This window comes from Pararoseomonas sp. SCSIO 73927, from assembly GCF_037040815.1.
Taxonomy (GTDB): Bacteria; Pseudomonadota; Alphaproteobacteria; order Acetobacterales; family Acetobacteraceae; genus Roseomonas.
Genome location: NZ_CP146232.1, coordinates 3748655 through 3761261 on the forward strand (window position 1 = coordinate 3748655; position 12607 = coordinate 3761261).

Genomic DNA, 12607 nt, shown 5'->3' on the forward strand with positions numbered 1-12607 from the left:
AGCATCGGGTTCGGGGGCATCGGGTTGGAGGCGCTGGACCGATCCCACGGCGCGCCATAGGACTCCCGCCATGGATGCCGCTTCGCCCAGCTCCCCCCTTCCCGATGCGGCCGGCGCCACCCCGGCCATGGCGCAGTGGTTCGCGGCGAAGGCGGCGCACCCGGACGCGCTGATCTTCTTCCGCATGGGCGACTTCTTCGAGCTGTTCTTCGGGGACGCGATCCTCGGCGGCGAGGCGCTGGGGCTGGCGGTGGCGCATCGCGGGGAGCATGGCGGGCAGCCGATTCCCATGGCGGGCGTGCCGGTGCACGCGATGGAGGTCTACCTGGCCCGGCTGATCCGGCGGGGCTTTCGTGTGGCCATCTGCGAGCAGATGGAGACGCCGGAGCAGGCCAAGGCGCGCAAGGCCCCGGCGGTGCGGCGGGAGGTGGTGCGGATCGTTACCCCGGCCACGGTGACGGAGGAGGCGCTGCTGGAGGGCGCGCGGCCTTCCTGGCTGCTGGCGCTGGTGCCGGACGGGACGGACCGGGTGGGGGCGGCCTGGCTGGATGTTTCCACGGGGCATGTCTGCACGGAAACCTTGCCGGCGGGGGAACTGGGCGCCCTGCTGGCGCGGCTGGACCCGGCGGAGGTGCTGGCGCCGGAGGCGCTGGCCGGGGGCGACGTGCTGACCCCGCTGGGCGGGGTCGTGCGGGAGGCGATGCCGCCGAAGGAGGGGGCGCGGCTGGCGGCGGAGGCCTGGGGCGTGGCCTCGCTGGACGCGTTTGGGAGCTTCTCCGAAGGGGAGGCGGGCGCCCTGGCGATGGCGCTGGACTACGTGCGCGCGACCTCGGGCGGGAGCCTGCCGCGGCTGGCCCCGCCGGAGTGCCGGGGCGGGGAGGGGACGCTGCGGATGGATGCGGCCACCCGCCGATCCCTGGAGATCCTGAAGGCGGAGCGCGGGGGGAAGGACTGCCTGCTGGCCGCGGTGGACCGGACGCTGACGGCGGCCGGGGCGCGGGAGCTGGCCGCGCGGCTGGCGGCGCCGCTGGCGGAGGCGGGGCCGATCGCGGCGCGGCACGACGCGGTCTCCTTCCTTCTCGCGGCGACGACGGTGCGCGGGCAGCTACGGGAGGCGCTGCGGGGCGCGCCGGACATGGCGCGGGCGCTGGGGCGGCTCTCGGTGGAGCGGTTCTTCCCGCGCGACCTGGCGGCGCTGCGGGACGGGTTGGGGCGGGCGGAGGCGATGCGGGCGGCGCTGGCCGAGGCCGCCGGGGTGCCGCCGGTCCCGCCCTTGCTCCTCGCGGCCGGGGAGGCGCTGGTGCCGGAGGGATCGCCCCGGGCGGAGCTGGCGCGGGCGCTGGCGGCGGAGTTGCCGGCGCGGCTGGAGGAAGGGGGCGTGGTCGGCCCGGGCTATGACGGGGAGCTGGACGCGCTGCGGCGCCTGCGGGACGACGCGCGGGGGGCGATCCTGGCCCTGCAGATGGACCTGGCGCAGGCCTGGGGCGTGGCGAGCCTGAAGATCCGGCACCACCAGCAGCTGGGTTTCCTGGCCGAGGTGCCGGCGGCGGCGGGGGAGGTGCTGCTGCGGCAGAAGCCCGCCCCGGGGCCGATGGCGCCCGTGCACCGGCAGTCCATGGCCAATGCCCATCGCTTCACCTGCGGGGCGCTCTCCGACCTCGATCGCAAGCTCTCTCAGGCGCGGGACGAGGCGGCGAAGCGGGAGGCGTTGGTGGTTCGGCACCTGCGGAAGCTGTGCCTGGACGCGGCGGGCGGGATCGCGGCGGCGGCGCGGGCGGCGGCGGAGGTGGACGTGCACGCGGCCGCGGCCGAGCTGGCGTCCTCGGGCGGGTGGTGCCGGCCGGAGATCCCGGACCGGCCGGATTTCTGCGTCACCCAGGGGCGGCACCCCGTGGTGGAGGCGGCGCTGCGGCGGAGCCGCGGGCCGGCCTTCGTGCCGAACGACGCGGATCTCTCCCCGGGGCGGCGGCTCTGCCTGCTGACGGGGCCGAACATGGCGGGCAAGTCCACCTACCTCCGGCAGAACGCGCTGATGGTGGTGCTGGCGCAGGCCGGGCTCTTCGTGCCGGCGGAATCGGCACGGATCGGGCTGGTGGACCGGCTCTTCTCCCGCGTGGGGACGGCGGACGACATCGCGGGCGGGCGCTCCACCTTCATGGTGGAGATGAGCGAGACGGCGGCGGTGCTGAACCTGGCCGGGCCGCGGAGCTTCGTGGTGCTGGACGAGGTGGGGCGGGGGACCGCCACCTGGGACGGGCTGGCGATCGCCTGGGCGGTGCTGGAGGCGCTGCACAACCGGCTGCGGTCCCGGACCCTCTTCGCCACCCATTTCCACGAGCTCACGGCCCTGGCCGGGAAGCTGCCGGAGCTGACGCCGGCGGCCATGAAGGTGCGGGAGCACCGGGGGCAGGTGGTGTTCCAGCACCTCGTCGGGCCCGGGGCCTCCGAGCGGTCCTGGGGGCTGCACGTGGCCCGGCTGGCCGGGGTGCCGCGGGAGGTGGTGGGGCGGGCGGAGACGGTCCTCGCCTCGCTGGAGGAGCGGGCGAGGGGACTCGACCCGCTCTCGGGGGAGCTGCCGCTCTTCGCGTCGCCGGCGGCACCCGCCGCGGCGCGGCAACCGGGGGTGGAGGCGGATCCCCTGCACCAGGCCCTGGGAGGGCTGGACCCGGACGCCATGGCGCCCCGGGAGGCGCTGGAGGCGCTGTACCGGCTGAAATCGATGCTTCCGGTGCAGGGAACGGCTGTTGCGGCGCAGCGCGAGTCCTTATCTTCCGTCGGATGAACACCGCTGGCCTGGGCGCCGCCGAAGCAGGGATCGCGCCTCAGCAGGGGCTGGACGGCCTCGAATCCTCCCCCGCCATCCCCCGTGACGCGGCGCTGGGGCTGCTGCGTCGGCACCTCAGCCGCATCCAGGGGGGCATGCAGGAGCGTTTCGAGCGGGAGACCCTGCCGGGCCTCGTCGCCGCCCGGGCGCTCGCCTCGGAGATGGACGGGCTGATCGCGGCCATCCTGCGCTACAGCCTTCTCGCGACCTCCGGCCGGGCGGTGCCCGCCTTCGCACTGGCGGCGACCGGGGGGTACGGGCGCGGCACGCTGGCGCCCTACTCCGACATCGACCTTCTCTTCGTCTCGGACGAGCCGCTGGACGCGGCGGGGCGGCGGGCGGTGGAGTTCATGCTCTACCTGCTCTGGGACCTCGGGGTGAAGGTGGGCCACGCCACCCGCTCCATCGAGGAATGCCTGGTGGACGCCAGGGGCGACACGACGGTCCAGACCGCCCTGCTGGACGCGCGCTTCCTGGAGGGGGACCGGGGGGTCTACGACCGCTTCGAACTCGCCTATGCCGGGGCGCGGAAGGAATGGGGGCTGGGGCAGTTCCTCCACGCCAAGCAGATCGAGCGCGGGCAGCGCCACGCCCGCTACGGCGACAGCCCCTACCTGGTGGAGCCCCACATCAAGGAGGGGCGGGGCGGGCTGCGCGACCTGCAGACCATGTACTGGCTGGCCCGCTACGCCTTCGGCGTGGAGAAGATGTGGGAGATGGTGGGGCCGGACAGCCCCGGCGGTGGGCTGCTGACGGCGCAGGAAGCGCGGGCCTTTAAGCGGGCCTGGTCCTTCCTGTGGACCGTGCGCTTCCACCTGCACTACGTGACCGGGCGCGCCGAGGAGCGGCTGACCTTCGACCTGCAGCCCGTGGTGGGCGCCCGGATGGGCTACACGCGCCACGGCAAGCAGGACGGGGTGGAGCGATTCATGAAGCACCTCTTCCTCACGGCGCGGGAGGTGGTGCGCCTCAAGCGCCTGCTGGAGCCGGCGATCGAGCGGGCGGCGCTGGGGATGCCCGCGCTGCAGCGGGCGCCGGACGAGGCGATGAAGAAGGCCTGCCTGACGCTGGCCGACGGCAAGATCCTCTTCGCCCCGGAGCACGACATCGCGGCCGACCCGGCCGTTATGCTGCGGATCATGCGGATGGCGCGGGACCGGGGACTGGAGATCCACCCGCTGGGCCTGCGCGCGCTGATCCGCAACGCGCGCTACGCCGCCCGCCTGCGCGGCGGGGCGGAGGCGAACGCGCTGTTCCTCGATATCCTGACGGGCAAGAACAGCGGGCGCTGGCTGCGCGCGCTGAACGAGGCGGGCGTGCTCTCCCGCCTCATCCCGGAATGGGCGCGCATCGTCGGGCTGATGCAGTTCGACACCTACCACGTCTTCACGGTCGAGGAGCACACGATCGAGGCGGTGGGGGTCATGAACGCGCTGGAGCGGGGGGAGCTGGACACCGTGGCGCCCGTCGCCTCCGAGCTGGTCGGGCAGCTGCAGTCCCGCCGGGCACTCTTCGTCGCCCTGCTGCTGCACGACATCGCCAAGGGGCGGGGCGGGGATCACTCGGAGCTCGGCGCGGGGATCGCGCAGGAGCTCTGCCCGCGGCTGGGGCTTTCCCCGGAGGAGACGGAGACGGTCTCCTGGCTTGTCCTCAACCACCTTCTCGTCAGCCAGACGGCCTTCAAGCGCGATATCGATGACCCCAAGACGATCCTCGACATGGCGGAGGTGGTGCAGTCGCCGGAGCGGCTGCGCCTGCTGCTGGTGCTGACGGTCTGCGACATGCGCGCGGTGGGGCCGAAGGTGTGGAACGGCTGGAAGGCCACGCTGCTCCGGGAGATCTACTGGCGCGTGGCGGAGGTGCTGGCGGGCGGGCTCTCCGTGCCCGAGCGCGACGTGCGCGTGGCTCGCGCGCGGGAGGCGGCGGCGGGCGCCCTGGCCGGGCGGCCGCAGGCGGAGATCGAGGCGTTCCTCTCCCTCGGCTACCCCGGCTACTGGCTCTCCTTCGATCCCGACACCCATGCCCGCCACGCCGCCATGATCCGGGAGGCGGAGTGCGTGCAGGCGCCGCTGACCGTGCGGACGGAGGTGCTTGAGGACCGGGCGGTGACGGAGGTGACGGTCTATACCGCCGACCATGCCGGGCTGTTCAGCCAGATCGCGGGGGCGCTGGCGATCGCCGGCGCCAGCATCGTGGACGCGCGCATCCACACCATGACCAACGGCATGGCGCTGGACACCTTCTGGGTGCAGGACGCGGCTGGCGGGGCGCTGGACGCGCCGCACCGGCTGGCGCGGCTCTCCGTGGTGATCGAGCAGACGCTCTCGGGCCGCCTGCGGATCGGGGAGGAGATCCGGAAGGTGAAGCGCGAGCCCGCGCGGCTGCGGGCCGTGACGGTGCCGCCGCGCGTGGTGATCGACAACCACGCCAGCAACACCCACACCGTGATCGAGGTGAACGGGCGCGACCGGCCGGGCCTGCTGCATGACGTGACGGCCGCCATCTCCGGCCAGGGGGTGCAGATCGCCTCCGCCCACGTCACCACCTACGGCGTGCGGGCGGTGGACGTGTTCTACGTGAAGGACCTGTTCGGGCTGAAGGTGGAGAACGAGCGCAAGCTGGACGGGCTGCGCGGCGCGGTCCTGGCCGCGCTCAACACGGCGCCGGCGCAGGCGGCCTGACCCCCGGCGCCGCGTAGGGAGTTCCGCGGGGGCAAGTGTGCCCCGCGGTCTCCCGGGCCGGTACGGCCCCGGCAGGCGGGATTGCGGCTTTACGGGAGCGGGGCGAAGCGGCCGGCATCGGGCTGCTCGGGGGCGGGGCGATGGGACCTGGCCGGTGCCGCGTGCCCGTGGATCGGCGCGGGCTGTTGCGCGAACTGTCACTCAGTGCCATATGCGTCTGGCACTGAGTGACAGGAGGCGGCCGTGGAGCGCCCGAGGATCCAGGAAGCCAGGCTCGCCGTCGCGCGGCACGCGGCGGCCCTCTTCTGGAAGCACGGGGTGGAGGGCACGAGCGGCGACGCGATCGCGGCGGCGGCCGGGCTCTCCAAGCGTACGGTCTGGCGCTACTTCCGCTCGAAGGAGGCCTGCGTCGAGCCGCTGTTCCTCGCCACGGGGTACCGGTTCATCGAGACGTTGCGGGCCTGGCCCGGCGACGTCTCGATCGAGCGCCACCTGCACGAGGCGATGACGCCCGCGCCTGAGGGCGGGCAGGAGATGGAGGACGGCGTGGCCGCCGCGCGCCTCGTCTCGCTCTTTCCGCGGGAGCCGGCCCTGCGCGCGGCCTACCTGATGGCCAGCGCGCAGGCGGAGGCGGAGCTCCTGCCGATCGTCGCCTCGCGGGCCGGGCTGCCCGTGGACGGTTTCGAGGTCCGTCTCTGCGCGGCGGCGGCCATGGCGGCCCTGCGCGTGGTGGACGAGGAGATCTGCTCCTCCGCCATCACCCATGGGCGGAGATACGGGCTTGCCGAGGTCATTGACCGGCTGGCGGCCGCAATCCGCGCGGCCTGCACCCTGCCGATCTGCGACCCCGTGCGCCTGCCCGCGCCCGGGGGGCCGGGCACTGCCCGGCGGGGACCTTCCCCGGCCTGAACGACAGGAGGATGCCGATGGACTATCCCGAGACCCGGCGCGTCGATGCCGTTGAGGAGCGTTTCGGCGTGAGGGTCGCCGATCCCTACCGGTGGCTGGAGAGCGACGCCCGCACCGATCCTGAGGTCGCGGCCTGGGCAGCGGCCCAGGACCGGCTGGCCCGGTCCTACCTCGCGGGGCTGCCGGGCCGCGACGCCTTCCGGGAGCGGCTGGCCGCGCTGGTCGACCACGAGCGCCTCACGCCGCCGGAGAAGCGGGGGAACCGCTACTTCTTCACTCGCAACCCCGGCCTCGACAACCAGGACGTCCTCGTCCTGCGCGAGGGGGTGGACGGCCCGGACCGCGTGCTGATCGACCCGAACAGCTGGTCGGAGGACGGCGCCACGGCGCTCGCGGAGTGGTCGGCCTCGCCGGACGGCGCGCATGTCGCCTTCGCGGTGCAGGAGGGCGGGACCGACTGGCGGACGATCCGCGTCCTCGACGTGGCGAGCGGCGCGTGGCTGGAGGACCGGCTGGAATGGGCACGCTTCACCGCGCTCGCCTGGGTGGGGGACGGGTCCGGCTTCCTCTACTCCCGCTTCCCCGCGCCCCAGGGTCCGGCGGGTTTCGAGGCCCGGGTGATGGGGCACGCGGTGTACTTCCACGCGATCGGCACGCCCCAGGCGGAGGACCGGGCCGTCCATGCCACGCCGGACCGGCCGGACCACCTGAACCTGGCCTCCGTGACCGCGGACGGGCGCTACGCGGCCATCCTCTCGATGCCCGGGCCGGGCGGCAACGCCCTGACCGTGCTGGACCTGGCGGATTCCGCCTGGACGCCCTTCCGCCTGGTCGAGCGGACCGATGTCGCCTGGAGCGTGATCGGCAACCTCGGCACGACCCTCTACCTGCTGACGCAGCAGGACGCGCCGCGCGGGAAGGTCGTGGCCCTGGATCTCGACCGGGTGGGGGCGGGGCCGAGGGACCTTGTTCCCGAGCGCGAGGAGGTGCTGGTCGATGCGGCGCTCGTCGGCGGCCGCCTCCTCCTCTCCTACCTCGTCGATGGCCGGACGCGGATCCTGCGCCATCGCCCCGACGGCACCCCGGACGGGGAGGTGGGGCTTCCCGGCCTCGGCACCGCCGGCGGGTTCCGCGGGCACCCCGGGGATGACGAAGCCTTCCTCGTCTTCACGAGCCACGACGCGCCGACGACGGTCCTGCGCTATGACGTGCCCGCGAACCGCTGGACGGTCTGGGCGCGGCCCGAGGTGGCGATCGACCTCGGCCGGATCGCCGTCGAGCAGCGCTTCTACCGCTCGAAGGACGGCACGAGGGTGCCGCTGGTCATCGTCCGCCGGAAGGATGTCGCCGGCCCCGCGCCGACGGTGCTCTACGGCTACGGCGGGTTCGGCATCAGCATGGTCCCCTACTACTCGCCGGCCCATCTGGCCTGGGTGGAACAGGGAGGCGTCTATGCCGTGGCGGGCCTCCGGGGCGGCGGCGAGTACGGCAAGGCCTGGCACGATGCGGGGCGCCTGCTGAACAAGGAGAATGTCCTCGACGACTTCATCGCGGCCGGCGAGTACCTGAAGGCGGAGGGCGTCACCGCGCCGGGCGGCCTTGCCATCCAGGGCGAGTCCAATGGCGGCCTGCTCGTCGGCGCCGTGGTCAACCGGCGGCCGGACCTCTTCGCGGCCGCGCTGCCCGGCGTGGGGGTGATGGACATGCTGCGCTTCCACCGCTTCACCGGCGGGGGGTTCTGGCAGCAGGACTACGGTGACCCGGAGAGGGAGGCGGATTTCCGCAACCTCCTGTCCCTCTCGCCCTATCACAACGTCCGGGAGGGGGTGGCCTACCCGGCGGTCTTGGTGACGACGGCCGACACGGACGACCGCGTCGTTCCCGGCCACAGCTTCAAATATGCCGCGGCGCTGCAGGCGGGCGATCTCGGCGACCGGCCGCGCCTGCTGCGCATCGACGTCCGGGCCGGGCACGGCGCGGGAAAGCCGATCGACAAGGGCATCGAGGAGGTGGCCGACCTCTGGGCCTTCGCCGCGCGCTGGACGGGGCTGGAGGTGCGACCGGGCGGGTGATCCCGGGGCGCCCGCGCCCTCGGGGTCGCCTCTCACCCGGGGCCGCATGGACAACCCCTCTCCGTGCCGGGCGTTCCATCCGCTGACATCTGGAGGACCGGATCATGGCCGAGGACGGGAAGGGCGCTGGCCCCGAGGGGCGCGACAGCAGGGTGCCGGGGATGCTGGAGAACTGGGGCACCCAGACCAAGACGGCCCGCCCGGAGAGCGTGGGCCCGCACCACGCCAGGGAGGATCAGGAGAACCCGGCCGATCCCGGGATCCGGCCGGAGGCCGGCTACAAGCCCGGCCCCGGCACCAACGAGGGCAATGCCGGTCCGGGCAAGTCGGAGCCCGCCACGGGGGAATCGACCGTGATTACCCCCGGGGTGAAGGAGGCCACGGACATCAAGCCCGGCCCTGAGCGCGACGCGCCGCCGCTCACCGGGCTGGTGGACTGACCGGCCCGCGCGACGGGCGCGTGAGCCAGAGATAGCCCAGCGTGCAGGCCGCCGTGGTGGCGGCGAGGAAGAGCAGGCCGGAGGCAAGGCCGGCGCCGGCGACCACCGGGCCCGAGGCGGCCTGGATCACGGCGGCGCCGGCGAAGAAGGAGAGGTTCACGCCGGAGAGGGCCTTGCCGGCCATCTCCGGCGGGACGGCCGCGCGGGTGGCGGCGAAGGCCAGCGGCTGGACGGCGATCAGGAAGAAGAAGCCGAGCAGCGTGGCCGCGTCCCAGGCCGTGGGCAGGGTGCCGAAGGGGCCGCCCGGGCCTCCGAGCGCGATGAGGACGAGGAAGGCGGCCGCGCCGAGGTGGCCAATGCCGAGAAGGGTGCGACGGTGGCCGATGCGGCGGTCCGCGATGCCCCAAAGGGCCGGGCCGACGACGAGGGCGACCGTGGCGAGGAGGAGGACGTTCCCGGCCTCCACGCGGGCCAGCCCCTTCACCTCCATCAGCCAGGGGCCGCCCCAGAGGCCGCGCACGCCGATGGCAGCGGCGAAGGAGGCGAAGGCGAGCACCACCACCCCGCGCAGCGCGGGGGAGGCGGCGAGGCGCAGCACGGCGCGGGCATCGGCCCCGAGGCTGGCCGTGGGGGCGGGCTGCGGATCGTGCCGGACGAGGGTGGCGACGAGGAGGATGGCGGCGAGGGCCAGGGCCGCGCAGGCCAGGTAGCCGGCGCGCCAGTCCGCCGCCTCCACCAGCAGGGCGAGCGGGCTGGCGGAGAGGAGCATCCCGCAATTGCCGAGCGCCTGGATGAGGCCGGACCAGAGGCCGAAGCGCGCGGAGGAAAGGCGCTTGGCGGCGTAGGTGACGGGGCACATGAGCATCCCCGCGCAGCCCAGGCCGAGCACGATCTGCGCGAGGAGGAAGCCCGAGGCGCCGCCCGCGACCGCCGCGAGCACGGCGCCGAGGCCGATGACGGCAAGGAGGCCGAGCGAGGTGCGGCGCACGCCGAAGCGGTCCAGCGCCACGCCGATTGGCACCTGGGCGATCGCAAAGGAAAGATTGTAGGCGCCGGTGAGGGAGGCGAGGCCGCCGGCAGTCACCTCCAGGTCGTGCCCCAGCCGGTCGGCCGCGATGGCGGGCAGGGTGCGGACGGCGTTGGAGAGGACATGGCCCAGGGTGAGGGCGATGAGGGGGGCGGCGAAGGCGATCGAGGCCTCGCGCGCGTCGTCATTCATGGAGAGGGGGCATCGGTGGTGACGTCCTCCGCGCCCCGCCCCTGCATGGGGGCGGGGTCGCCGCGATCGATGGGGCGGGTGATGCCCGCCGGGTGTCAGTTCCGGAAGATCTTGCCGGGGTTGAGGATGCCCTTGGGGTCCAGCGCGTTCTTCACGCTGCGCATGACGGCCAGGGCCTCCATCCCGTGCTCCTGCTCCAGGAACTCGGCCTTGCCCATGCCGACGCCGTGCTCGCCGGAGCAGGTGCCGCCGAGGGAGAGGCCGCGGGCGACGATCTGGCGGTCCAGCGCCCAGGCGCGGTCCAGCGCCGTGGGGTCGTCCTGGTCCACGAGGATGACGGTGTGGAAGTTGCCGTCGCCGACATGGCCGACCATGGGGGCGGAGAGGCCGGATGCCAGGATGTCCTGCTTCGCGCCGAGGATGGCCTCCGCCAGGCGAGAGATGGGGACGCAGACATCGGTGGTGACGCCGCGGGAGTTGGGCTGGCTGGCGATGGCCGCGTAGTAGGCGTTGTGGCGGGCGGTCCAGAGCTTGTTGCGCGTCTCCTGGTCCGCCGCCCAGGCGAAGCCGAGGCCGCCCATGTCGGTGGCGATGGCCTCAACCGCCTCCGCCTGCTCCTTCACCGCGGCCTCAGTGCCGTGGAATTCGAGGAAGAGGGTGGGCAGGATCTGCAGGCTGTCGAGCTTGGAGTAGCTGATGCAGGCGGCGACCTGCACCTCGTCCAGCAGCTCGATGCGGGCGACGGGGATGCCGAGCTGCATCACCTGGATCACGGATTCCACGCAGCCCTTCATGTCTGGGAATTGGACGACGGCCGCCGAGGTGGCTTCCGGAATTCCGTGCAGGCGCAGGCGGATCTTGGTGACGACGCCGAGCGTGCCCTCGCTGCCGATGACCAGGCGGGTGAGGTCGTAGCCGTTGGCGGCCTTGCGGGTGCGGCTGCCCGTGTTGATGACGCGGCCATCGGCCATCACGACCTCCAACCCCATCACGTTCTCCCGGATGGTGCCGTAGCGGACGGCGTTGGTGCCGCTGGCGCGCGTGGCGCACATGCCGCCGATGGTGCAGTGGCTGCCGGGATCGACGGGGAAGAACAGGCCCTGGTCGCGCAGGTGGTCGTTGAGCTGGTGGCGGGTGACGCCGGGCTCGATGAGGCAGTCCATGTCCTCCTGGCTCACGTCCAGGATGGCGTTCATGCGGGAGAGATCGAGGCTGATGCCGCCGCGGACGGGGGTGACGTGGCCTTCCAGCGAGGTGCCGGCGCCGAAGGGGACCACGGGGACGCCGTGGCGGTTGCAGAGGGCGAGGGCCTTCGAGACCTCCTCGGTCGTCTCGGCAAAGGCGACGGCGTCGGGCTGGACGGGGGTGGTGGTGTCCTCGCCCCGCGCGTGCTGATCGCGGATGGAGGGGTTGGTGGTCACGCGGTCGCCCATGAGCTCGCGCAGGGCGGCGATGACGTGGTCCACGGGGCGGGTTTCGGCAGTCATGTCCGTCCTTCCGTTCAGTCGTCCCGCCGCAGGGGGCAGGTAAGGCAGTGAGGGCCACCGCCGCCGGCGGTGAAGAGGGAGAGGGCGGGGTCCAGCACCTCCAGCCCCTCGGCGCGCAGGGCGGCGTTCAGCTCCGTGCTCTCCCGGGCGGATACCACGCGGCCGTTGCCGAGGGCGAGGATGTTGCAGCCGAGGTTCATGGCGGCGCGGTAGGGCACGTCGATCCAGCGGATGCCCTTGCCCCGCAGCCAGTCCAGGAAGGCGGGGTCCAGCGCGTCCTCGCAGGCGACAGCGAGGCCGTCGGCGGCCATGCAGAAGAGGACGTCGAGGTGGAGAAAGTGCTCGTCGAAGGGCTCGACGCGGATCTCCCAGCCCTCCTCGCGCAGCCATCCCGCGAGCTGTTCCGCGCCCGCTTCATCGGTACGGCCGCCGGAGGCGCCGATGGCGGCGAGGCCGGGGCGGATGATGTGGATGTCGCCACCCTCCAGCGTCCCGGCGCTGGACTTGCGCCAGAAGGCGCTGCCATGGGCCGCGTGCCAGTCGGTGAGGGGCGCGTACTCGCCGCGGCGCTGGGGACGTTCGAGCTGGCAGAGGACCGGGCCCTCATGCGTCACCACCGCGCTGTCCCGCGTGTAGGCCATGTAGGGCAGGTGGGGTTCGGGGGCGATCAGCCGGACCTCGATCCCCCATGCCGCGCCGCCCTGGCGGATGGCGTGGACGAGTTCCGCGTGCTGCGCCTGCAGGTGGTGTGTGGCGGGCGCCTGGCGTCCCTCGGCCAGGGTGCGGCGGACGATGCTGTTGGTGGGGATCCAGCGGTAGTGGTCCGGCGGGCAGAGGAGGACCTCTCGCAGCGGGGCGGTCTCGGAGGAGACGCGCCAGGCAGGGCCGGGGGCGCTTTCGGGCATGCGAGGGAGGTTAGGAGGGGGAGGCGCCCTTGCCCACCCCGGCCTGCCCCGCTCGCCCCGATCCGCTCAA

At 73.5% G+C, this 12607-nt stretch carries 8 protein-coding genes; 5 read left to right on the forward strand and 3 right to left on the reverse strand.

Going from position 1 to position 12607, the window contains the following annotated elements:
- Window positions 1-70 precede the first annotated feature (70 nt).
- From mutS to VQH23_RS17665, 5 genes are all read left to right on the forward strand, one after another.
- Window positions 71-2782, forward strand: coding sequence for a DNA mismatch repair protein MutS (gene mutS, locus VQH23_RS17645; RefSeq protein WP_338662040.1), 2712 nt, complete (start codon window positions 71-73; stop codon window positions 2780-2782).
- Window positions 2779-5505: a [protein-PII] uridylyltransferase gene (locus tag VQH23_RS17650; RefSeq protein ID WP_338662041.1), complete on the forward strand. Its 2727-nt coding sequence runs from the start codon at window positions 2779-2781 to the stop codon at window positions 5503-5505. The genes mutS and VQH23_RS17650 overlap by 4 nt, the downstream gene beginning before the upstream one ends.
- A gap of 243 nt (window positions 5506-5748) precedes the next feature.
- Entirely contained in the window at window positions 5749-6414 is a 666-nt protein-coding gene (locus tag VQH23_RS17655; protein WP_338662042.1) for a helix-turn-helix domain-containing protein, read from the forward strand.
- A 17-nt stretch (window positions 6415-6431) separates the two neighbouring features.
- Window positions 6432-8486: a prolyl oligopeptidase family serine peptidase gene (locus tag VQH23_RS17660; protein WP_338662043.1), complete on the forward strand. Its 2055-nt coding sequence runs from the start codon at window positions 6432-6434 to the stop codon at window positions 8484-8486.
- Between the two features lie 104 nt (window positions 8487-8590).
- Window positions 8591-8926 (forward strand): hypothetical protein, encoded by a 336-nt coding sequence (locus VQH23_RS17665; protein ID WP_338662044.1) that lies wholly within the window; start codon window positions 8591-8593, stop codon window positions 8924-8926.
- Here the strand turns inward: VQH23_RS17665 and VQH23_RS17670 are convergent.
- The 3 genes from VQH23_RS17670 to VQH23_RS17680 form a co-directional block, all read right to left on the reverse strand.
- The gene (locus VQH23_RS17670) at window positions 8907-10145 is read right to left on the reverse strand and encodes an MFS transporter (protein WP_338662045.1); all 1239 of its coding nucleotides are present in this window, start codon (window positions 10143-10145) and stop codon (window positions 8907-8909) included. The two genes, VQH23_RS17665 and VQH23_RS17670, sit on opposite strands and share 20 nt — an antisense overlap.
- A gap of 95 nt (window positions 10146-10240) precedes the next feature.
- On the reverse strand, window positions 10241-11632 hold the full coding sequence (locus VQH23_RS17675; protein ID WP_338662046.1) for an FAD-linked oxidase C-terminal domain-containing protein: 1392 nt from the start codon (window positions 11630-11632) through the stop codon (window positions 10241-10243).
- Between the two features lie 14 nt (window positions 11633-11646).
- The gene (locus VQH23_RS17680) at window positions 11647-12537 is read right to left on the reverse strand and encodes an arginine deiminase family protein (protein WP_338662047.1); all 891 of its coding nucleotides are present in this window, start codon (window positions 12535-12537) and stop codon (window positions 11647-11649) included.
- Between the last annotated feature and the right edge of the window lie 70 nt (window positions 12538-12607).

Excerpts from the sequence above, each read along its gene's own strand:
- mutS (WP_338662040.1), top strand. The coding sequence starts at position 71 with ATGGATGCCGCTTCGCCCAGCTCCCCCCTTCCCGATGCGGCCGGCGCC.
- VQH23_RS17665 (WP_338662044.1), top strand. The coding sequence starts at position 8,591 with ATGGCCGAGGACGGGAAGGGCGCTGGCCCCGAGGGGCGCGACAGCAGG.
- VQH23_RS17650 (WP_338662041.1), top strand. The coding sequence starts at position 2,779 with ATGAACACCGCTGGCCTGGGCGCCGCCGAAGCAGGGATCGCGCCTCAG.
- VQH23_RS17675 (WP_338662046.1), bottom strand. The coding sequence starts at position 11,632 with ATGACTGCCGAAACCCGCCCCGTGGACCACGTCATCGCCGCCCTGCGC.
- VQH23_RS17680 (WP_338662047.1), bottom strand. The coding sequence starts at position 12,537 with ATGCCCGAAAGCGCCCCCGGCCCTGCCTGGCGCGTCTCCTCCGAGACC.
- VQH23_RS17670 (WP_338662045.1), bottom strand. The coding sequence starts at position 10,145 with ATGAATGACGACGCGCGCGAGGCCTCGATCGCCTTCGCCGCCCCCCTC.
- VQH23_RS17660 (WP_338662043.1), top strand. The coding sequence starts at position 6,432 with ATGGACTATCCCGAGACCCGGCGCGTCGATGCCGTTGAGGAGCGTTTC.